Source organism: Bradyrhizobium jicamae, assembly GCF_001440395.1.
Taxonomy (GTDB): Bacteria; Pseudomonadota; Alphaproteobacteria; order Rhizobiales; family Xanthobacteraceae; genus Bradyrhizobium; species Bradyrhizobium jicamae.
In genome coordinates, this window is sequence record NZ_LLXZ01000191.1 from 1 (window position 1) to 20,416 (window position 20,416).

Below are 20,416 nucleotides of genomic sequence, written 5' to 3' on the forward strand. Positions count from 1 at the left end.
GTGCTGTGGCGGCCACGCAGCTTCGATAAGTCGCGGACGCCTATGACGCAGTAAGATTAGCGTAAGCGTAACCCGCCGCCGGTGCGCGCGGATGAATGGTGGGTTACGCTTCGCTAACCCACCCTACGGACCGAACGACGGCGCTACTCGACGCCCGCTTCATGCGGGGTGAACTGGTAGACCGAGGAGCAGAACTCGCAGGTCACCACCACCTTGTCGTCCTTGACCATCTCGGCGCGATCCTTCGGCGAAAAGCTTTTCAGCATCGACGACACCGCCTCGCGCGAGCAGGAGCATTGCGCGCGCAGCGGCAGCGGCGTGAACACGCGCACGCCGCGCTCGTGAAACAGGCGATACAGCAGCCGCTCGCCGGACAGGTCGGGATCGATCAGCTCGACATCCTCGACGGTGCCGATCAGCGACTGGCCCTCGACCCAGGCATCGTCCTCGGCAACGGTATGCGTCACCGTACCGTCGGGCGCGTCGCCCGGATGCAGATCGGCCTGCCGCGCCCGCTCGGGCGACTTCGGCAGGAATTGCAGCAGCATGCCGCCGGCGCGCCAGCGATGCTTGCCGCCGTCGCCGCCGCGCCACTCCTCGCCGACCGCAATGCGCACGCGGGTCGGGATCTGCTCGGAGCGCAGGAAATATTCATGCGCTGCATCTTCCAGGCTGCCGCCGTCGAGCGCCACCAAGCCCTGATAACGGCTCATGTCCGCGCCCTGATCAATGGTCATAGCAAGATGGCCCTTGCCGAGCAGCGCGCCTGAAGTCTGGCCATCCTTCAATCGCCGCGCGTCATAGCGCGCATAGGCGCGCAGCCGGTCCGGCGACTGAAAATCCACGATCAGGAACGACACCGGCCCATCGGTCTGCGTCTGCAGGATGAAGCGGCCCTCGAATTTCAAGGCCGTGCCGAGCAGCGTCGCCAGCACGATCGCTTCGCCGAGCAGTTTTCCGACCGGCGCCGGATAATCGTGCTTGGTGAGGATGTCGTCGAGCGCCGGGCCGAGCCGGGTCAGCCGTCCGCGCAGATCGAGCGAGGCGACCTCGAACGGCAGCACCGCGTCATCGACGGGAACAGACGAGGGCGCGCGAACGGGCGCCTCGGGTGTGATTTTGATGTCGGGGGAATCTGAGACCATGGCGCTCTATCTGGGGTCGGAAGGAGCAAAGCGAAAGGGGGTTGGAGGGCGCGAAATCTCTCCACGAGTCGTCCCTGCCTCCGTGCGCAATCGCGCACTCGGCGCAGAGACCCATAACCACAGGCTTTCATTGTAGCGCAGAGCGTCTGCCACCGCGCCTTATCGATAGATCACGCGGTATGGGTCCCTGCTTTCGCAGGGACGACGAAGAGAGCTACGCCACTTCGTTGAAACACCAGGCCAGAATACCCTTCTGCGCGTGCAGGCGGTTTTCGGCCTCGTCGAACACGACCGATTGCGGACCGTCGATCACTTCATCGGTGACCTCCTCGCCGCGATGGGCGGGCAGGCAGTGCATGAAGATCGCGTCCTTGCTGGCCAGCGACATCAGTTTCGCATTGACCTGATAGGGCTTCAGCACATTGTGGCGATGCTCGCCGTCCTTGTCGCCCATCGAGACCCAGGTGTCGGTGACGACGCAATCGGCGCCGCGCACGGCGGCTTCGGGATCGGTGCCGAGCACGATCGGCGCCTGCGTCGCCTTGATCCAGTCCTTCATCGCCTTGTTCGGCGCGAGCTGGGGCGGAGTCGCGACATTGAGCTGAAACTTGAAACGCTCGGCCGCATGCGCCCACGACGCCAGCACGTTATTGTCGTCGCCGGTCCAGGCCACCGTCTTGCCCTCGATCGGGCCGCGGTGCTCCTCGAAGGTCATCAGATCGGCCATCACCTGGCAAGGATGCGAGCGCCGTGTCAGGCCGTTGATCACGGGCACGGTGGCGTGCGCGGCGAGTTCCAGCAGCGCATCGTGGTTGAGGATGCGGATCATGATCGCATCGACATAGCGCGACAGCACGCGCGCGGTATCGGCGATGGTTTCGCCGCGGCCGAGTTGCATCTCGGCGCCTGTAAGCATGATGGCTTCACCGCCGAGCTGGCGCATGCCGACGTCGAACGACACCCGCGTGCGGGTCGAGGGCCGTTCGAAGATCATCGCCAGCGTCTTGCCTTCGAGCGGCTTCCTGCCCTTCTCGTGCGCCTTGAGCTTCGCCTTCATGTCGGCGCTGAGCGCCAGCATGTTGCGCAGCTCCTTCGGCGGCAGCTCGTTGATGTCGAGGAAGTGACGGACGGATTTGCTCATCATCCCGCCGCCTTCTGCAACTGCGCGGCCGCCAGCGCGGCGCAGGCGCGCTCCAGCATCTGGACGGACTGATCGATCTCGGCCTCGGTCACGATCAGGGGCGCGAGGAATCGCACCACATTGTCGCCGGCGCCGACCGTCAGAAGTTTCTGGTCGCGCAGCGCATTGACGAGATCGCCCGAGGGCACCACGGCCTTGACGCCGACGAGGAGCCCCTCGCCGCGCACTTCCGAGAGCACGGCGGGATAGCGATCGACCACGGAGGCGAGTTTCTGTTTCAACAGCAGCGACATTTTCTGCACGTGATCGAAGAAGCCGGGCTTGAGCATCACGTCGAGCACGGCATTCGCCGCCGAAATCGCCAGCGGATTGCCGCCGAAGGTCGAGCCGTGCGAGCCCGGCGTCATGCCGCTGGCCGCTTCCGCCGTTGCCAGCACCGCGCCGATCGGGAAACCACCGCCGAGCGCCTTCGCCAGCGACATCACATCCGGCGTCACGCCGACGCGCTTGTAGGCGAAGAGTTCGCCGGTGCGGCCCATGCCGGTCTGCACCTCGTCGAACGCGAGCAACAGGCCCTTCTCGTCGCAGAGTTGGCGCAACGCCTTGAAGAAGGATTGCGGCGCTGAGCGCACGCCGCCCTCGCCCTGCACCGGTTCGATCAGGATGCCCGCGGTGTTCGGACCGATCGCCTTTTTCACGGCTTCCAGATCGCCATGCGGTACCTGGTCGAAACCGTCCATCGGCGGGCCAAAGCCTTCGAGATATTTGGCGGAGCCGGTGGCGGCGAGCGTGCCCAGCGTGCGACCGTGGAAGGCGCCCTCGAAGGTGATGAGGCGATAGCGCTCGGGATGGCCCTTGGAGAATTGATAGCGGCGCACGACCTTGATCACGCCCTCCATCGCCTCCGCGCCGGAATTGCAGAAGAACACGAAGTCCGCAAAGCTCTGCTCGCACAGCCGCGCGGCAAGCTTCTCGCCGTCGGGCGACTTGAACAGGTTGGACATGTGCCAGAGCTTCGTCGCCTGTTCCTGCAGCGCCTTGATCAGATGCGGATGGCAGTGGCCCAGCGCATTGACCGCGACGCCCGAAGTGAAATCGAGATAGCGGTCGCCATTGGTTGCGGTCAGCCAGCAGCCCTCGCCGCTTTCGAAGCCGAGATCGACCCTGGCGAAGACGGGGAGCAGATGCGACGTGGCGCTATTGGTCATGGCGATCACAAAAGGTTTGCACTGAAGGTTTGACCGGCCGGGGACACGCAGGCAGCGGCGCGAACGCGGCAACAGCCGGTCTTGCGAAAACGAAACGTGCCGCCTCTTAAGGGCGGCACGTAAGAGGTATTCTATGTGGGCCGGGGGCGCTGTCAACACGCCATGGAACGGCCTTTCCTGCAGTGCAGGATGGTAAAAATCCGTAGGATTGCGGTGTGGTGGAAAACACGCAGTGAAACGCCTAGATGTTAGAACATGTGGACGTTGGGGCGCGGACTCTTGCGCCCGAGTCACGCCATATTGTAGCGTTTGGGCTGTCGGGTACGACATCTCGTGCGGCAGTTCTGATCCCTAAGAGTCCATTTGTGCAAGCGTAAACGTTCGGGCGCTCTTTCCGCGCCCGGCGAGGGCTAAGGGATTCTGACCGCAGGGATTTTTGAGACGAATGACATCGCCAGCGCTGCCCTCGATTGGCCGGCGCGATGCGAAGGGAAGATTACGATGACGGTTTTGACCTGGTCCGACGATCGCGTCGAGCAGCTGAAGAAGCTCTGGGAAGCCGGATTATCGGCGAGCCAGATTGCCGCGGAACTCGGAAATGTGACGCGAAACGCCGTGATCGGCAAAGTGCACCGGCTGGGTCTGTCCGGCCGCGCCAAGAGCCCCTCGTCGGCTGCCCCGCGGCAGCGCAAGCCGCGCCCCGCCGCCCAGCAGATGATGCGGGTGTCGCGCCCGGTGTCGCGCGGCAACACCGCGCTGGCGCATGCTTTCGAGGTGGAGATCGAAGCCGATCCGGTCGCCTTCGACAATGTGGTGCCGATGAGCCAGCGGCTGTCGCTGCTCGAGCTGAACGAGGCGACCTGCCACTGGCCGGTCGGCGATCCCTCGAGCCCGGAATTCTTCTTCTGCGGCGGCAAGGCGCTCACCGGCCTGCCCTATTGCGCGCATCACTCGCGCGTCGCGTATCAGCCCGCCGCCGACCGGCGCAGGCAGGCGCCGAAGCAGACGCGGTAAGGGGCGAACTATCTCAACGAGGTCGTCCCTGCGCACGCAGGGACCCATAACCACCATTGTGCGTGGTTATGTTTCGCTAGAGCTGCCGCGGCTCTCAACAATCAGCATCGGTGGTTATGGGTCCCCGCTTTCGCGGGGACGACGATGGCGCGTGAAACCGCGATGAAGCGCTACGGCTCCACCTTCGCAAACCGATCATCCAGCGCATAACCAGCGCCGCGCACGGTGCGGATCGGGTCCTGCTCGCGGCCGGGATTGAGCAGCTTGCGCAGGCGGCCGATGTGGACGTCGACGGTACGCTCGTCGATATAGATGTCACGGCCCCAGACGCTGTCGAGCAATTGCTCGCGGCTGAAGACGCGGCCGGGATGTTCGAGGAAAAATTCCAGCAGGCGATACTCGGTCGGGCCGAGATCGATCTGGCGGCCGGAGCGCGCGACGCGGCGCTTCTCGCGGTCCAGTTCGATGTCGCCATAGGTCAGGACGGTAGCGAGCCGCTCCGGGCTTGCCCGCCGCAACAGGCCCTTCACCCGCGCCAAAAGTTCCGGCACCGAGAACGGCTTGACGATGTAGTCGTCGGCGCCGGTCGCAAGCCCGCGCACGCGCTCGCTCTCCTCGCCGCGCGCGGTGAGCATGATGATCGGCAGCTGCTTGGTTTCCGGGCGGGCCCGCAAGCGGCGGCAGAGTTCGATGCCGGAGAGGCCCGGCAGCATCCAGTCGAGCACGACGAGATCGGGAACGCGCTCCTTCAGCCGCGTATCGGCATCGTCGCCGCGGCCGACGGTCTCGACCTCATAGCCTTCGGCATCGAGGTTGTAGCGCAACAGCGTGGTCAGCGCTTCCTCGTCCTCGACCACCATAATGCGTGCGCTCATCCTCATTACCCTCAGCTATTCGGAACCGTGGTGGCAAACGTCGTCATGTCGCCCTTCGGGCGCTTGTCGAGCATCTGCTGGCCCTCGATCATGTAGAACACGGTCTCGGCGATATTGGTGGCGTGGTCGCCAATCCGCTCGATATTCTTGGCGCAGAACATCAGGTGAATGCAGAACGAGATGTTGCGCGGATCTTCCATCATATAGGTGAGCAGTTCGCGGAACAGCGAGGTGCAGATGGCGTCGACTTCCTCGTCGCCCTTCCACACCGCCATCGCCGCCGGCAGGTCGTGCGCGGCATAGGCGTCCAGCACTGACTTGACCTGCGTTTGCACCAGATCGGTCATGTGTTCGAGGCCGCGCATCAGCTTCAGCGGCTGGAAATCGTTCTCCAGCGCCGCGACACGCTTGCCCATGTTCTTGGCGAGATCGCCGATCCGCTCCAGATCGGTGGCGACGCGCATGGCGCCGACGATTTCGCGCAAGTCGATCGCCATCGGCTGGCGGCGGGCGATGGTCAGCACCGCACGCTCCTCGATCAGGTGCTGCAGGCGGTCGATCTCGACGTCTGACGCGACGACGCGCTTGCCGAGTGCGACGTCCCGGCGGACCAGCGCGTCGACGGATTCGGTGATCATGCGCTCAGCCAGGCCGCCCATCTCGGCGACGAGGCGGGTCAATTCCTGAAGATCGCTGTCGAAGGCCTTGGCGGTGTGTTCGGAAGCCATCTCTCAAATCTCCTCAGCCGAACCGGCCGGTGATGTAGTCCTGGGTACGTCGATCGCTCGGCGAGGTGAAAATCTTGTTGGTGTCGTCGAACTCGATCAGCTCGCCCAGATACATGAAGGCGGTCTTGTCGGAGACGCGCGCCGCCTGCTGCATATTATGGGTGACGATGGCGATCGTGTAGTCCTCCGCCAGTTCCTGGATCAGCTCCTCGATCTTCGCGGTCGAGATCGGATCGAGCGCCGAACAGGGCTCGTCGAACAGGATCACCTCGGGCCGGACAGCGACCGTGCGGGCGATGCAAAGCCGCTGCTGCTGGCCGCCGGACAGCGACAGGCCGCTGGCATTGAGCTTGTCCTTGACCTCGTTCCACAGCGCGCCGCCGCGCAGCGCCTTCTCGACGCGGCCGTCCATTTCCGACTTCGAGATCTTCTCATAAAGGCGGATGCCGAAGGCGATGTTCTCATAGATCGTCATCGGGAACGGCGTCGGCTTCTGGAACACCATGCCGACGCGGGCCCGCAACAGATTGAGGTCGAGCTTGGAGTCGAGGACGTTGGTCTGGTCCAGCAGCAACTGGCCGGTGGCGCGCTGGCCGGGATAGAGGTCGTACATCCGGTTGAAGATGCGCAGCAGCGTGGACTTGCCGCAGCCGGACGGGCCGATGAAGGCGGTGACGCGGTTGGTTCCGAGCGTCAGGTTGATGTTCTTCAGCGCATGATGTTCGCCATAGTAGAAGTTCAGGCCGCGCGCGGTGACCTTGGGCGCAGCCTCCGGCAGCGGCGCCTGCGGAACGGGACCGGTGGCAGTACTCACGGATACGGAAAGGTCGGTCATTTGGATGTCCTCTCAGCGCCGAGAATGCGCGCGCCAATATTCAGGGCCAATACGGTGAGCGTGATCAGCAAGGCCCCGCTCCAGGCGAGCTCTTTCCAGTAGGCATAGGGGCTCTGGACAAAGTTGTTGATGGTCACCGGCAGGTTCGCCATCGTCTTGGTCAGGTTCAGGCTGAAGAACTGGTTCGACAGCGCGGTGAACAACAGCGGCGCAGTTTCGCCGGCGACGCGGGCGGTCGCCAGCAGTACGCCGGTGATCAGACCCGATCGTGCCGCGCGGTAGGCGATCCGCCGGATCACCAGCGAGCGCGGCAGGCCGAGCGCGGACGCCGCCTCACGCAGCGGATTGGGCACCAGTCCCAGCATGTCCTCGGTGGTGCGGACCACGACGGGGATCACGATCACGGCGAGCGCCAGACAGCCGGCGAAGGCCGAGAAGCCGCCCATCGGCACCACGATAGCGCCGTAGATGAACAGGCCGATGATGATCGAGGGCGCGCTCAAGAGGATGTCGTTGATGAAGCGGATCACCGAGGTGAGCTTGTCGTGCTTGCCGTATTCGGCGAGGTAGGTGCCGGCGAACAGGCCGAGCGGCGCGCCGATGCCGACGCCGATCACCGTCATGATGATCGAGCCGACAATGGCATTGCGCAGGCCACCCTCGGTCGATCCCGGCGGCGGCGTGTCCTGGGCGAAGACCTGCAGCGAAAGCCCGGTCAGGCCGTTGTAGAACAGCGTGAACAGGATCAGCGCGAGCCAGGTGACGCCGAACGCGGCAGCGGCCAGGCACAGGAACTTGATGACGACGTTCTTGCGGCGACGGGAGGCGTAAATCGGGTTCATCTCAGTTCCCCGCCTTCTTCTCCAGCCGCATCAGCATCAGCCGCGCCGCCGCCAGCACGAAGAACGTCAGCACGAACAGGAGCAGGCCGAGCAGGATCAGGCCGGACTGATGCAGCCCGTCGCTTTCGGCGAATTCGGAGGCAATCGCGGCGGAGATCGTGGTGCCCGGCGCGAAGATCGAGGACTGGATCTTGAACGAATTGCCGATGATGAAGGTGACCGCCATGGTCTCGCCGAGCGCGCGGCCGAGCGCCAGCATGATGCCGCCGATCACGCCGACGCGGGTATAGGGAATCACGACGTTGCGGACGACTTCCCAGGTGGTGCAGCCGACGCCGTAGGCGGCCTCCTTCAGGACCGGCGGCACCGTCTTGAAGACGTCGACCGAGATCGAGGTGATGAAGGGCAGCACCATGATCGCAAGGATCAGCGAGGCGTTGAACAGGCTGAGATAGGATGGCGGACCGGCAAAGATCGTCCCCAGCACGGGCACGCCGTCGAAGATGCTGATCATGAAGGGCTGGAACGTATTCGCCAGGAACGGGCCGAGCACGAAGAAGCCCCACATGCCGTAGATGATCGAGGGGATGCCGGCGAGCAGCTCGACCGCAAGCCCAATGGGACGGCGCAGCCAGAGCGGACAGATCTCGGTGAGGAAAATCGCGATGCCGAGGCCGACGGGAATGGCGATCATCATCGCGATGACGGAAGTGATCAGCGTGCCGTAGATCGGGCCGAGCGCGCCAAGTACGGGCGGATCGGCAGATGGTGCCCAGCGCTGCGTCCACAGGAAGGCGGCGCCATATTCGCGGATCGCGGGCCAGGCACCGACGATCAGCGAGATAATGATGCCGCCAAGGATGAGCAGAACCGAGATCGCGCAGGCGCGCGTGATCCAGTAGAAGGTGACATCGCCAAGCTTGAAAGCGCTGAGGGCCCGTGCGCGATCATAGGGTCCGGCAGCTTCCATTACGTCGCTTTCAACCGCCATTTCTGCCACGCCCAATCCCCTGTACTATAGCCCAATGACCCGGACTGCGGTGCACGGCTTTTTTCAGCTCGCGCATTTGTTGTTACCTCTCTTGTCCCGAGAGGGGTGCTCAACCCGGACGGTCCGGGTTGAGCAATCGCGTTGCGAGGCGTCGCCGCCGTCAGCTCTTGATCTCGGCCGACCAGGTCTTTTCGATCAGCTTGACGACCGAGTCCGGCATCGGGATGTAGTCGAGATCTTCAGCCATCTTGTCGCCCTTCTCGAAGGCGTACTTGAAGAACTTGATGGCTTCCTGAGAGGCCGCCTTGTCGGTGGCAGCCTTGTGCATCAGGATGAAGGTCGCGGCCGTGATCGGCCAGGAGGCTTCGCCGGGCTGGTCGGTGAGGATCACGTAGTAGCCAGGCGCCTTGGCCCAGTCGGCGTTTGACGCGGCCGCCTGGAAGGCTTCCATGGTCGGCTGCACGGTCTTGCCGGCCTTGTTGATCATCGCCGTATGGGTCAGCTTGTTCTGCTTGGCGTAGGCGTATTCGACGTAACCGATTGCATTCTTGGTCTGGCCGACATTGCCGGCGACGCCTTCATTGCCCTTGGCGCCAACGCCCACCGGCCACTCGACCGCGGTGCCGGTGCCGACCTTGGCCTTCCAGTCGGCGCTCGACTTCGAGAGATAATCGGTGAAGTTGAAGGTGGTGCCCGAACCGTCAGAACGGCGGACCACGGTGATCGCGTCACCCGGCAGCTTCAGCTTCGGATTGAGCTTGGCGATCGCGACATCGTCCCACTTCTTGATCTTGCCGAGATAGATGTCGCCGAGCACTTCGCCCGACAGCACCAGTTCGCCCGGCTTGATGCCTTCGAGGTTCACGACCGGCACGATCGCGCCCATCACCATCGGCCACTGTACCAGACCGTCCTTCTCAAGCTGCTCGGCCTTGAGCGGCGCGTCGGTTGCGCCGAAGGTCACGGTCTTGGCCTGGATCTGCTTGATGCCGGCGCCGGAGCCGATCGACTGGTAGTTCAGGCCGTTGCCGGTCTCCTTCTTGTAGGCGTCGGCCCACTTCGAATAGATCGGGAACGGAAAGGTCGCGCCTGCGCCGGTGATGTCGGCAGCAAGGGCCGAGGTCGACGCGGCAACTAGGCCGGCGGCGACGATTGTCCTGATGAAATTCATGGGGTGGTCTCCATCCTGTGAGCGAAGCGCCGGTGCGCCCGATAGCGCTCACACCGCCCGTGTAGGGGCGGTCGATAGAGCTTTTACGAAGGTTCGATGACAGTTGGATGACAGCCTTAAGCGATTGAAATCGCTTATGTTCAATGCGCCACGGGGGTTTTCGCCTGGGGAAAACAGGCGGTAAAGGTCGCCCCTTTCTTGGGCACGCTTTCGATCAAAAGCCGGCCGCGATGACGGTTAAGAATATGTTTCACTAGGGATAAACCGAGCCCGGTTCCACCTTGCGCGCGGCTGTCGCCGACATCGACCCGGTAGAACCGTTCGGTCAGCCGCGGCAGATGTTCCGGCGCGATCCCGGGGCCGAAATCCCGCACCATGACGCGGAGTTCCGGCGCACCGTCGCCGGATGTGGACTCCTTCAGGGAGACCACCACCCGCTCGCCGGACGCGCCGTATTTGAGCGCATTCTCGATCAGGTTCTCGAACAGCCGCAGCAGTTCCTCGCGGTCGCCTGCGATCGTCGCCGATGCGCTGGGCAGATCGATTTCGATCGCAACCTGCCGCTCGCGCGCCAGCGGTTCCAGCCCGTCGGCGACCTGTCGGATGATCGGCACGATATCGACGCAGGCGTCGGGCCGGACATGGGCCGACAATTCGACCCGCGACAGCGACAGCAGATCGTCGATCAGCCGCGCCATCCGCGTCGCCTGCGTATGCATGATCGACAGAAAGCGTTCGCGCGCCTTGGCGTCGTCCTTGGCGGGGCCCTGCAGCGTATCGATGAAACCCGACAACGCCGCGAGCGGCGTGCGCAGTTCATGGCTGGCATTGGCGACGAAATCGGCGCGCATTTCCTCGACCCGCCGCAGTGGCGTCTGGTCGTGGAAGGTCAGCAGCAGGCATTTCTCGGTGCCGCCGAACAGCGTGGGGACCGGCACCGGCGTGATGATCAGTTCCATCCAGCGGTCGACAGGCACCTGATCGAGATAGCTGGCCCGGCGCGGCTCGGTGGTCGCGATCGCCTCGCGCAGCGCCGTAATGATCTCGGGCGAGCGCAGCGCGAACTGCGCCAGTTCGTTCTTGCGCAGCGCAGGCGCAAGCTGGGCGGCCGCCGCATTGAGGTGAATGACGCGCCCGGCGCGGTCGAGCAGCACGGCCGGATCCGGCATGCCGGCCACGACCGCACTGACGGCCGCGGACTCGACCGGGCTGACCGCCCGGACATCATCTCGCGAGGCCGCCACATGATGCAGCCGCCACGGCACCAGCGCTGCGGCCGCGATGCAGATGAAAACGGCGACGGCACGCGGCAGCGAGAGATCGGCCAGCAGCACGAGCGCGCAAAGCGCGAGGCCGGCGGCCAGCAGAATGATGGCCGAATGCCGCAACCGGTCCGGCCACGGTGCGAAGAACGAGGAAGCGTGGGAATCGTCGATCGCCATGGCGCAGGCCGTCCTCCTCTACTGGCGAGGCGCCCACCGCGTCATCAGGCGCCCGTGTCTCCACGCTCGCGCACATAGACGGGGGCTTCACGCCTCGGCTCGGGATCGGCAGCAGACGCCAGTTGGCGCAGGCGCTTCGATCGCGCACCGATGATAATCTCCCGAAGCGTCAGCAAGATTACAGATATGACAAAGGGCCCGATATAATAGAGGACGCGGAACAGCAGCATGCCGGCGAGCAGTTCCTCCCGGTCCATCTGCCAGAGGCCGACCAGCATGGCGGCATCGAACACGCCGAGCCCGCCCGGGGAATGACTGGCAAAGCCCAGCAGGGTCGCGGAAACGAAGATCACCGCGACGACGACGAAGCCGATCTGGGGCTCGTCCGGCACCAGCATGTACATCGCCAGCGCGCAGAAGCCGAGATCGACGATGCCGATGGCGATCTGCAGCAGCGTCAGTGGGCCGCCCGGCAGCGTGACCGTCCACGGCCCACGGCCGACGCTGCGCGGCTGGGCCCAGACCCAGGTGACGTATCCGACCAGTCCGATGATGATGGCGAACGCCGCGATGCGGTTGAGCCAAGCCGGCAGTTGATCGATCGCGGCGGCGGCTTCCGGGTGGTAGGCGATGCCCAGTCCCAGGACCGCGGCATTGCCGAGCCAGAAGGTGAGCCCGGCGAGGAAGCAGATCTTGGCGACGTCGATCGCGTTCAGCCCCCAGGCCGAATAGATCCGGTAGCGCACCGCGCCGCCGGTGAAGACGCTTGCGCCGACATTGTGTCCGATCGAATAGGAGGTGAAGGCCGCCAGCGCGTTGACGCGATAGGGCACATGGGTCTGGCCGATGGCGCGGACCGCGAACCAGTCATAGAAGGTGAGCGTGAAATAGCCCGCCGCCACGAACAGCGCCGCCAGCGCGATCTGGCTCGGTTCGGTGCCCTTGATGGCGTCGATCACCTCGTTGGTGTCGATGCCGCGGAGCATGTGATAGAGCACGTAGCACGCAACGGCGATGACCGTGATGCTGATGACAACCCCGAGCTTATGCAGGACCTGTTTCTGGCGCAGAAACGACATTGCCCTGCGTATTGCTTCCAGCATCTACACCTCGAATTGCGCTTCTGCGACGACGGCAATGGCGCGAACCCCGCCGACGCTACGCTGCTCCCTGACCCCTCTGGTAGCGCGTTTTGAGCCGGAGTGGAATTCGCCTGACGACAATAAAACGCGCCCCTTCAACATATTAGGCGTGATCCATGACGGCACTAGCACGGTTTTCCTGAAATCCCGCCGCCCGACGGCGGTTCCGGACCATAGAAGGGACTGGTCAACAACCCGTGACAACGACAGCGGTAAAGTTGACCGGTGCATGAGGCAATCAGGCCGGCGGTGCCGTACGCGAGACCACCCAGTCCCGCAGCCATGATCCGACCGCACAACCACAGAGATAAAGACCGAACATGATCAGGCCGAGATCGAGCCAGTAGCCGAAACGGCCAGGCACAACGCGCGCGACCGCGGCTGCGACCAGCGCCGCGACCAGCGCCGCGAGCCACCACCGCCATTTCCGCGGCACACCGTCGCCGTGCTGAACCACGGATATCCAGCCCATGGCGAAGCCGAGCAGCACCGATCCCAACAGCCAGCCCCAGTAGAATGTGGTCAGATAGCCCATGCTCACTTCACCACGAAATCGATGCGGCGGTTCTGCGCCTTGCCCTGGTCGGTATCGTTGCCGGCGATCGGCTGCGTCGAACCATAGCCGACCGCGCTGAACCGGCTGGCCGGCAATCCCGCCTTGACCAGATAGTCGGCAACCGCCTGTGCCCGTTTCTCGGACAGCGCCTGGTTGGCCGCATCGTCGCCGTCGGTATCGGTGTGGCCGGCGATCTCGATATTGGCGGTCGGGCAGCGCAGTGCGGTTTCGATCAGGCGGTCGAGCAGGCCGGCGGAGTCGGCGACAATGTCGGCCTTGCCGGGCTCGAAGCGGATCCGCGCCTTGCCGAGCAGATCGGTGAACAGCTGCTGGCACACCGTTGCATCGACCGGCGCGGCGGGCGGCTTGACTGAAATTTCCGGCTTGAACTGCCAGCCCTGCGGAAAGTCCTTGCCGAGGCCGGCGCGGATCTGACTGGCGGCGGCCTCATAAAGCGCATCGCCCGACAGCTTCACTTCCCGGTCGGAGACGACGAGCGTGCCGGTCGACAGCCGCGACAGCGCGCCGAGCGCCGGCACCACCGCGGCGGCAAAGCCCGACGGCGCGCCGATGCTCGCCTTGAGATTGTCGACGACTTTTTCGCTGAAGAACCTGCGTCCCGCCGATGCCCCCAGCGCAGCGTGGGCATTATTGTCAGGCACGTTGCCGGTCAGCGTCAGCGTCAGCGCGACCGGGTCTTTATAGGCCTGGAAGATATAGGGCGGCGCCTTGACCTCGTTGGCTGCGACCGAAAAACCTTCGGGCAGATTTTTCAGCGCGGCGGCGATGGCTTCCCGGCCGCCGAGCTCGCGCGCCATGCCTGACAGGCTGACCTGGGTGTCCGAGAGCGTGATCTTGCCTTCCTTCAGCTTGCCGATCTGGTCGAGCAGCAACAGCGCGGCATTGTCGAAACGCGGCGGCGCGCCGCGCGACAGATCCATCCGGTCGACCACTTCGACGCCGCCGAGATTGGCGCGCGCCGCCTCCGTCAACCGGCTCTTGGTTGCCGGCAGCGGCGAACTTCCCGACAGCGTCACCCGGACTACATCGCGTTCGGCCGACCAGACGAACGGCTTGGCTTCGGGAACAAGCCGGGTTTCATCGTTCACCAGCCGCACCCCCGGCACCGTCTCCACCGACGCCACGGCGCTCTGCCGGCCGTCTTCCGAAAACGCATCGGCGGCCAGGGTCACGTCGCGGCCGGCGACCGAGATTCGCGTTTTATTGAGGACGGTATCCTTGAGCGCGGCGGCCGAACGCTGCGCCAGATCGGCTTCCAGCGGTTCTGTGCTCGTCCAGGCCGCGATCGCCCAAAAGATGACCAGAGGAATAACGCCCGGCCACCATTTGCTACTCCACTTGAAAAGTCCGCGCATTCGAGTTCCCGCAGGGTCCGGAAGGCAGAGAAAACAAACCCTTGCAGGGCTGTCAAACCCGAAATGTCGCAGGTCCGAAACGGTACTGTTATCGGTCCGGCTAACTGTTTGTTCAGCGGTCTGTCGCTAGTTTCGAACCGCAATACAACCGGGTAGACCCCCAACCACAAAATGAAACTGCTTCGCAACACCGTTATTCGTGCCGGGCTGGAAGCGCTGTACTTCTCCGGGGCGCATTACCTGCTGCGACCAATCTTCGCAGGTGTCGGCGTGATCTTCATGCTGCACCATGTCCGTCCCCGCCGCGACGGCGCGTTTCAGCCCAATCATCATCTCGAGGTCGAGCCGGAATTCCTGCGGGCGATGCTGGCGCATCTTCGCGCGCTCGACGTCGACATCGTCACCATGGATGAAGCCCATCAGCGACTCCAGGAGCGCAACTTTGCGCGGCGCTTCGCCTGCTTCACCCTCGATGACGGCTATCGCGACAACCGCGATCACGCTTTGCCGGTGATGCGCGAATTCGACGCGCCGATGACCGTCTACGTCACGAGCGATTTCGCCGAAGGCACCGGAAGGTTGTGGTGGGTCTCGCTCGAGAGGACAATCGCCAAAGCGTCGTCGATCGAAGTCCCGATCGGCGGCACAGCGACCCGCCTCGACACGTCGACGCCGGCGGCCAAGCAGGCCGCCTTCGACCGGCTGCACGGCTGGCTGCGTACGCTACCGGGCGAGCACGACATGCAGCGCGAAATCTCCGCGCTATGCACGCGTCACGAGGTGGACGAGACCCCGATCGCCCGCGAGTTCTGCATGTCCTGGGAAGAATTGAAGACGTTCGCGGACGATCCTCTGGTGACGATCGGCGCGCATACGATCACGCATTGCAATCTGGCGCGGCAGAGCGAAGACACCGCCGCGTTCGAACTGGCGACCAGCCGTGCGCGGATCGAAGCGGCATTGCAGCGGCCCGCACTGCATCTCGCCTATCCCTATGGCGACCGGATCGCGGCCGGCCGGCGCGAATTCGCCCTGGCGAAAGCGGTGGGATTCAAGACCGCGGTCACGACGCGGCCGGGCATGCTGTTCCCGGAAAGCGCCGACCACATGACCGCGCTGCAGCGGGTCTCGCTGAACGGCAACTACCAGGACGCACGCATCCTCCCGGTCCTGACATCGGGTGCCGCCACGGCGATGTGGAACGGGTTCAGGCGCGTTGACGCGGCGTAGTCTAAACTCGACAGCAGTCTCCTTTCTTCCCTTCTCCCCTTGTGGGAGAAGGAAGAAATCAGCTTCCTTGACTCGCACCGCTGCCACGCCCAAAACCTCCGGCAAAGCAATGGAGGAAACGCAATGTTCAAGGATCTGTTCTCGCTTCAGGGCCGCATCGCGCTGGTGACGGGCGGCTCGCGCGGCATCGGCAAGATGATCGCGGCCGGTTTTCTCGCGCAGGGCGCGGCGAAGGTTTACATCACCGCGCGCAAGGCGGGACCTTGCGAAGCCACCGCGAAAGAACTCACCGCCGCCTATGACGGCGAATGCATCGCGCTGCCGATCGATATCTCAACGGTCGAAGGCTGCGACAAGCTCGCTGGCGAAATCATCAAGCTGGAGCCAAAGCTCGACATCCTCGTTAACAATGCCGGCGCGGCATGGGGCGCGGAATTCGACGAATTCCCGGAGAACGGCTGGGACAAGGTCATGGATCTCAACGTCAAGTCGCTGTTCTTCCTGACCAAGGCGCTGGCGAAACCGCTGCGCGCGGCGGCCTCGCACGAACGGCCGGCCAAGGTCATCAACATCGCCTCCGTCGACGGCATCTTCGTCAACCCCGGGGAAACCTATTCCTACGCCGCAAGCAAAGCCGCCGTGATCCATCTGACGCGGCGCATGGCCACGAAACTGGTCAAGGACAATATCAATGTCACCGCGATCGCGCCGGGTGCGTTCAAGTCGGACATGAACCGGGCCGCGCGCGACCATTCGGACGAAGTCGCAAAGCGCATTCCGGCGAAGCGTATCGGTACCGACGAGGATATGGCGGGGGTGGCGATCTATCTCGCCTCACGCGCGGGCGATTACGTGGTCGGCAACACCATCGCAGTCGATGGCGGCGTGGTCTACGCAAATGCGGGGCTTGAGATCGCGGGGTAACGACGGCAACGGCAGTGTGCCCCCTCGCCCCGCCCTTGCGGGGAGAGGGTTGGGGTGAGGGGCTCTCACCGCGAGTTGTGTCTATCGATAGACCCGTACCCCCTCACCCGGATCGCAAGCGCGATCCGACCTCTCCCCGCAAGCGGGGCGAGGTTTAGACCTCTCACTTGTCACTCTTTCCCGTATTCGAAATCCGCCTTCGGCGCGTTGGGCAATTCGCGCTCCAGCGCCTCGCGATAGCGCAGGCAGCCGCGCAGGAATTTCGGCCAGGGTGGGACGGCCACATCTGGCGTGACGCGCTCGGGCAACAGCCCCCAGAGATCGGGGTGGTGCCAGCACAGGTCGTGACCGGTGCTGTCCCTGTGCGTGCGGATACCTGCCCTTAGACGCTTCACCTTCGCGACCAGCTGGTCGCGGTTCAGTGCTTCAAGATCGCTGTCGGGGTCCATGTTGACGGCTCCCCGATTTGCGGGGCGGTTCAGGTTTCGATCTTCACGTACTCGAAATCGCCGGGCTTGTTGTCGATGCCGACCTTCGGCGGCGAAATCCAGGAGGCGTACTGGCCGGCTTCGGTCACCGGCTTCATCAACGAGGCGATAAAGTCGCCATCCTGCGTTGAAGGCAACCATTCACTCTTGCGTTGGTTCCAGGTGGCGTCGTCGATCAGCACGCCGTCGGGCGTGGCGTTGATGTCCTTGAACTCGCCGATATTGCGGTGGAACGCGACGTTCGGCAGCGTCAGCTTGTACTGATAGCCGGCGGTCGAAATCACCTTGTTCCAGCGCAGCATGCCCTTGACGCAATCCTGCGTGTAGTCGTCGCGCAGGCGCATGTTGAGCGCGGTCAGCGCCGGCTCGTCGACCCGCTTGATCACGCCGTCGACCAGCTTCAACACCGGATAGGTGGCGTTCTTGAGCTGATGGTCGTCGTCGATCTGGGTTTCCTTGTAGCGGCCCTTGATGCCGGCGTTGAAGGCGTTCGCCGCGTTGGTCGAGACTTCCGAACCAAAGAGATCGAGCGACAGCGAATAGTGCAGGTTCAGCTTCTTCTGGATGGTCGGCAGGTCGATCACGCCGAGCGCGCGGACTTTTGCGATGTCGGTCGGATCGGTGATGCCGGCTTCCTTCATTGCCTCGCAGGTGCGCTGCACGACGCGGCTGATGCCGGTCTCGCCGACGAACATGTGATGGGCTTCTTCGGTCAGCATGAAGCGGCAGGTGCGCGACAGCGGATCGAAGCCGGACTGCGCCAGCGAGTGCAGCTGCATCTTGCCGTCGCGGTCGGTGAAGTAAGTGAACATGAAGAACGACAGCCAGTCCGGCGTCGCCTCATTGAAGGCGCCGAGCATGCGTGGGCTATCCGCATCGCCGGAGCGGCGGCGCAACAAGTCATCGGCTTCCTCGCGGCCGTCGCGGCCGAAATATTTCTGCAGCAGATAGACCATCGCCCAGAGATGGCGGCCTTCCTCGACATTGACCTGGAACAGGTTGCGCAGGTCGTAGAGCGACGGCGCGGTCTTGCCGAGATGGCGCTGCTGCTCGACGGAAGCGGGCTCGGTGTCGCCCTGGATCACGATCAGGCGGCGCAGCGTGGCGCGGTGCTCGCCGGGGACTTCCTGCCAAGCCGGCTTGCCGTAGTTCTCGCCGAACGGAATGACGCGGTTCTCTTCCTGCGGCGCCAGCAAGATGCCCCAACGATATTCCGGCATCTTGACGTAGTCGAACTTGGCCCAGCCGCGCGGATCGACCGAATAGGCGGTGCGCAGGTAAACCAGCGACTGCTGAAAGCCTTCCGGCCCCATGTCGCCCCACCAGTCCATGTAACCGGGATGCCAGCCTTCCAGGGCTTTGAGCACCTGGCGGTCTTCGCTGAGATTGACGTTGTTGGGAATCTTGGTCGAATAGTCGACGTTCATGTAATTCATCGCCGTACTCCTTTATGGCTCTCGTGTCCCGGGACGCGATGCGAGGCGAAACGATGCGCCGCAGATCTGGGACCTGTTAAGGTTCTGCGGGCCGCGCCACCTGCGCCGCACGGCGCCCGGGACACGAAATCAAACCCGCGTCATGTCGAATTGCGCCTTCTGACCGGTGCCGTAGCGGCGCAGCGCGCCGTCTTCGCCGACCGCATTGGGGCGCTGGAAGATCCAGTTCTGCCACGCCGTGAGGCGCGAGAAGATTTTCGATTCCATGGTCTCGGGACCGACGAAGCGCAAATTCGCTTCCATGCCGGTGAGACCGTCGGGCGAGAATGACGTGCGTTCCTCCAGGAACACGCGCACTTCGTCGTCCCAGTCGATGTCGTCAAGCGCGAAGGTGACGAGGCCGAGCTCTTCTGCCTCTTCCGCATCGAGCGCCTTGCCGATGGCTCCTTGCGCGCGCTCCAGATCGGACGGATCGGCCTGGAAGCGCGATTGCAGGCGCGTCAAGCCGTGGCTCATCGGATAGGGACCGAAATTCATCGAGGTCAACTGGATCGCGGGAGGCTGGCGATTGTCGCCCTGCCGCGAGCCGATCAGCATGTAGGAGCGGTCGGCGGCGAACACGAGTTCGGCGAGCGTACCGGCAAAGCAGGAGCCGGGCTCGACCAGCGTCACCAGCGTGCGCGAGGTGACGTCGATGCGCTTCAGCACCCGCTTCCAGTAATGCCTGATCTCGTTGACCAGCCAGTGCGCCTTGTTGGCGTCAAGGAAGGCGTCGCAGGCGACGATATTGGCGGGATCGCCGTGGCTCTTGAACACCAGCATCGCGATTTCGAGTTCGTTGATGCGCAAATGCAGGATCGCGTCATCAAGCTCGCGCGCCACCTGCAGCGGCCAGAACGAAGCGCCCTGCCCGATCAGGCCGTCGATATCGGCGGAAGGAGCCGCTTCCGGTGCCTTGATCGAGATGGTCGCGATCCGTGCGGGGCGGTCGATGTCGACGCTGACGAAGCCGTAGCGGATGCCGGCCTCGTCGATGGTGCGGTTGAGCGGCGCAAGCGTGATGCCCTTGCCGGTGCCGTTGCGCTTCGAGGCGGCGGCGAGTTCCTTGGCGCGCTCGGCGACCTTGGCCTCTAACTTGCTGTTCGGCGCGATCTCGTCGACGAGGCGCCATGCGACGGCGCGCTTGCCCTTGATGCCTTCCTCGATGGTGCAGAAGAAGTCGGCATGGTCGCGGCGCACCTTGCGCTTGTCGACGACGCGCGTCAGGCCGCCGGTGCCCGGCAGCACCGCGAGCAGCGGCACTTCCGGAAGCGCCACGGCGGCAGCGCCATCGTCGGCCATGATGATGTGGTCGGTCGCCAGCGCCAGCTCATAGCCGCCGCCGGCCGCGGTGCCGTTGACGACGGTGATGAAGCGCTGGCCGGAATTCTCCGATGAATCTTCCAGGCCGTTGCGAGTCTCGTTGGTGAATTTGCAGAAATTGACTTTGTGGGCGTGGGTCGCGCCGGCCAGCATGCGGATGTTGGCACCGGCGCAGAACACGCGGTTCTTGCCGGAGCGCATCACCACGACCTTCACATCGGGATGCTCGAAGCGCAGCCGCTGCGCGGCGTCGGCCAGCTCGATGTCGACACCGAGATCGTAGGAATTCAGCTTGAGCTGATAGCCTTCGAACAGCCCGGCATTCTCGTCGACGTCCATGGTGAGCGTCGCGACATCGCCCTCGACCGCCAGCTTCCAGTGGCGATAGCGCGACGGTTCGGTTTGAAAATCGATGTATTTCGCGCCGCCTGCGAGGACGCGATCTTCACCGGCCATGAGCCACCCTCTGTCGTTTTCTCAGGATTTGCTTGGTTCGTTAGATGCACAATA

19 protein-coding genes are annotated in these 20,416 nt (G+C 64.0%); 3 read left to right on the plus strand and 16 right to left on the minus strand.

The window, feature by feature from the left end; translation table 11 throughout:
- Positions 1-143: 143 nt before the first annotated feature.
- From CQ12_RS32155 to CQ12_RS32165, 3 genes are all read right to left on the minus strand, one after another.
- Positions 144-1,145 (minus strand): Hsp33 family molecular chaperone, encoded by a 1,002-nt coding sequence (locus CQ12_RS32155; RefSeq protein ID WP_057839297.1) that lies wholly within the window; start codon positions 1,143-1,145, stop codon positions 144-146.
- A gap of 214 nt (positions 1,146-1,359) precedes the next feature.
- On the minus strand, positions 1,360-2,286 hold the full coding sequence (gene argF, locus CQ12_RS32160; RefSeq protein WP_057839298.1) for an ornithine carbamoyltransferase: 927 nt from the start codon (positions 2,284-2,286) through the stop codon (positions 1,360-1,362).
- Positions 2,286-3,494 (minus strand): aspartate aminotransferase family protein, encoded by a 1,209-nt coding sequence (locus CQ12_RS32165; protein WP_057839299.1) that lies wholly within the window; start codon positions 3,492-3,494, stop codon positions 2,286-2,288. Before CQ12_RS32165 ends, argF begins: the two co-directional genes overlap by 1 nt.
- Before the next feature lie 501 nt (positions 3,495-3,995).
- Between CQ12_RS32165 and CQ12_RS32170 the strand changes: the two genes are divergently transcribed.
- The gene (locus tag CQ12_RS32170) at positions 3,996-4,508 is read left to right on the plus strand and encodes a GcrA family cell cycle regulator (RefSeq protein ID WP_057839300.1); all 513 of its coding nucleotides are present in this window, start codon (positions 3,996-3,998) and stop codon (positions 4,506-4,508) included.
- Between the two features lie 170 nt (positions 4,509-4,678).
- Here CQ12_RS32170 and phoB read toward each other — a convergent pair whose 3' ends face one another.
- The 10 genes from phoB to CQ12_RS32225 form a co-directional block, all read right to left on the minus strand.
- Positions 4,679-5,383, minus strand: a complete 705-nt coding sequence (gene phoB / locus CQ12_RS32175) for a phosphate regulon transcriptional regulator PhoB (RefSeq protein WP_028351834.1) — start codon at positions 5,381-5,383, stop codon at positions 4,679-4,681.
- A gap of 11 nt (positions 5,384-5,394) precedes the next feature.
- Positions 5,395-6,111, minus strand: coding sequence for a phosphate signaling complex protein PhoU (gene phoU, locus CQ12_RS32180; RefSeq protein ID WP_057839301.1), 717 nt, complete (start codon positions 6,109-6,111; stop codon positions 5,395-5,397).
- A 13-nt stretch (positions 6,112-6,124) separates the two neighbouring features.
- Positions 6,125-6,946, minus strand: a complete 822-nt coding sequence (pstB, locus tag CQ12_RS32185; RefSeq protein ID WP_057839302.1) for a phosphate ABC transporter ATP-binding protein PstB — start codon at positions 6,944-6,946, stop codon at positions 6,125-6,127.
- Positions 6,943-7,788 carry a phosphate ABC transporter permease PstA gene (pstA, locus tag CQ12_RS32190; protein ID WP_057839303.1) on the minus strand — a complete coding sequence of 282 codons (846 nt, stop codon included), beginning with the start codon at positions 7,786-7,788 and terminating at the stop codon, positions 6,943-6,945. The genes pstB and pstA overlap by 4 nt, the downstream gene beginning before the upstream one ends.
- 1 nt (position 7,789) lies before the next feature.
- Positions 7,790-8,788, minus strand: coding sequence for a phosphate ABC transporter permease subunit PstC (gene pstC / locus CQ12_RS32195; protein ID WP_157088620.1), 999 nt, complete (start codon positions 8,786-8,788; stop codon positions 7,790-7,792).
- Between the two features lie 151 nt (positions 8,789-8,939).
- On the minus strand, positions 8,940-9,950 hold the full coding sequence (gene pstS, locus CQ12_RS32200) for a phosphate ABC transporter substrate-binding protein PstS (RefSeq protein WP_057839305.1): 1,011 nt from the start codon (positions 9,948-9,950) through the stop codon (positions 8,940-8,942).
- 140 nt (positions 9,951-10,090) lie between these two features.
- Positions 10,091-11,392 (minus strand): ATP-binding protein, encoded by a 1,302-nt coding sequence (locus tag CQ12_RS32205; RefSeq protein WP_057839306.1) that lies wholly within the window; start codon positions 11,390-11,392, stop codon positions 10,091-10,093.
- A gap of 44 nt (positions 11,393-11,436) precedes the next feature.
- Positions 11,437-12,495 (minus strand): putative bifunctional lysylphosphatidylglycerol flippase/synthetase, encoded by a 1,059-nt coding sequence (locus CQ12_RS32210; protein WP_057839307.1) that lies wholly within the window; start codon positions 12,493-12,495, stop codon positions 11,437-11,439.
- A 277-nt stretch (positions 12,496-12,772) separates the two neighbouring features.
- Positions 12,773-13,069: a hypothetical protein gene (locus CQ12_RS32220; RefSeq protein ID WP_057839309.1), complete on the minus strand. Its 297-nt coding sequence runs from the start codon at positions 13,067-13,069 to the stop codon at positions 12,773-12,775.
- 2 nt (positions 13,070-13,071) lie between these two features.
- Positions 13,072-14,466, minus strand: a complete 1,395-nt coding sequence (locus CQ12_RS32225; protein WP_057839310.1) for an OmpA family protein — start codon at positions 14,464-14,466, stop codon at positions 13,072-13,074.
- Positions 14,467-14,637: 171 nt separating this feature from the next.
- Here CQ12_RS32225 and CQ12_RS32230 point away from each other — a divergent pair, with 171 nt between their 5' ends.
- Positions 14,638-15,696, plus strand: coding sequence for a polysaccharide deacetylase family protein (locus tag CQ12_RS32230; protein WP_057839311.1), 1,059 nt, complete (start codon positions 14,638-14,640; stop codon positions 15,694-15,696).
- Positions 15,697-15,819: 123 nt separating this feature from the next.
- Positions 15,820-16,620 (plus strand): SDR family oxidoreductase, encoded by an 801-nt coding sequence (locus CQ12_RS32235; RefSeq protein ID WP_057839312.1) that lies wholly within the window; start codon positions 15,820-15,822, stop codon positions 16,618-16,620.
- A gap of 170 nt (positions 16,621-16,790) precedes the next feature.
- Here the strand turns inward: CQ12_RS32235 and CQ12_RS32240 are convergent, their stop codons facing one another.
- From CQ12_RS32240 to boxC, 3 genes are all read right to left on the minus strand, one after another.
- On the minus strand, positions 16,791-17,069 hold the full coding sequence (locus CQ12_RS32240) for a hypothetical protein (protein WP_057839313.1): 279 nt from the start codon (positions 17,067-17,069) through the stop codon (positions 16,791-16,793).
- 29 nt (positions 17,070-17,098) lie between these two features.
- Positions 17,099-18,535 (minus strand): benzoyl-CoA 2,3-epoxidase subunit BoxB, encoded by a 1,437-nt coding sequence (gene boxB / locus CQ12_RS32245; protein WP_057839314.1) that lies wholly within the window; start codon positions 18,533-18,535, stop codon positions 17,099-17,101.
- A 138-nt stretch (positions 18,536-18,673) separates the two neighbouring features.
- Complete coding sequence (gene boxC, locus CQ12_RS32250) at positions 18,674-20,362, minus strand: 2,3-epoxybenzoyl-CoA dihydrolase (RefSeq protein WP_057839315.1); 1,689 nt, start codon at positions 20,360-20,362, stop codon at positions 18,674-18,676.
- Between the last annotated feature and the right edge of the window lie 54 nt (positions 20,363-20,416).

Coding starts and splice junctions, on each gene's coding strand:
- CQ12_RS32155 (WP_057839297.1), bottom strand. CDS start 1,145: ATGGTCTCAGATTCCCCCGACATCAAAATCACACCCGAGGCGCCCGTT.
- argF (WP_057839298.1), bottom strand. CDS start 2,286: ATGAGCAAATCCGTCCGTCACTTCCTCGACATCAACGAGCTGCCGCCG.
- CQ12_RS32165 (WP_057839299.1), bottom strand. CDS start 3,494: ATGACCAATAGCGCCACGTCGCATCTGCTCCCCGTCTTCGCCAGGGTC.
- CQ12_RS32170 (WP_057839300.1), top strand. CDS start 3,996: ATGACGGTTTTGACCTGGTCCGACGATCGCGTCGAGCAGCTGAAGAAG.
- phoB (WP_028351834.1), bottom strand. CDS start 5,383: ATGAGCGCACGCATTATGGTGGTCGAGGACGAGGAAGCGCTGACCACG.
- phoU (WP_057839301.1), bottom strand. CDS start 6,111: ATGGCTTCCGAACACACCGCCAAGGCCTTCGACAGCGATCTTCAGGAA.
- pstB (WP_057839302.1), bottom strand. CDS start 6,946: ATGACCGACCTTTCCGTATCCGTGAGTACTGCCACCGGTCCCGTTCCG.
- pstA (WP_057839303.1), bottom strand. CDS start 7,788: ATGAACCCGATTTACGCCTCCCGTCGCCGCAAGAACGTCGTCATCAAG.
- pstS (WP_057839305.1), bottom strand. CDS start 9,950: ATGAATTTCATCAGGACAATCGTCGCCGCCGGCCTAGTTGCCGCGTCG.
- CQ12_RS32205 (WP_057839306.1), bottom strand. CDS start 11,392: ATGGCGATCGACGATTCCCACGCTTCCTCGTTCTTCGCACCGTGGCCG.
- CQ12_RS32210 (WP_057839307.1), bottom strand. CDS start 12,495: ATGCTGGAAGCAATACGCAGGGCAATGTCGTTTCTGCGCCAGAAACAG.
- CQ12_RS32220 (WP_057839309.1), bottom strand. CDS start 13,069: ATGGGCTATCTGACCACATTCTACTGGGGCTGGCTGTTGGGATCGGTG.
- CQ12_RS32225 (WP_057839310.1), bottom strand. CDS start 14,466: ATGCGCGGACTTTTCAAGTGGAGTAGCAAATGGTGGCCGGGCGTTATT.
- CQ12_RS32230 (WP_057839311.1), top strand. CDS start 14,638: ATGAAACTGCTTCGCAACACCGTTATTCGTGCCGGGCTGGAAGCGCTG.
- CQ12_RS32235 (WP_057839312.1), top strand. CDS start 15,820: ATGTTCAAGGATCTGTTCTCGCTTCAGGGCCGCATCGCGCTGGTGACG.
- CQ12_RS32240 (WP_057839313.1), bottom strand. CDS start 17,069: ATGGACCCCGACAGCGATCTTGAAGCACTGAACCGCGACCAGCTGGTC.
- boxB (WP_057839314.1), bottom strand. CDS start 18,535: ATGAACGTCGACTATTCGACCAAGATTCCCAACAACGTCAATCTCAGC.
- boxC (WP_057839315.1), bottom strand. CDS start 20,362: ATGGCCGGTGAAGATCGCGTCCTCGCAGGCGGCGCGAAATACATCGAT.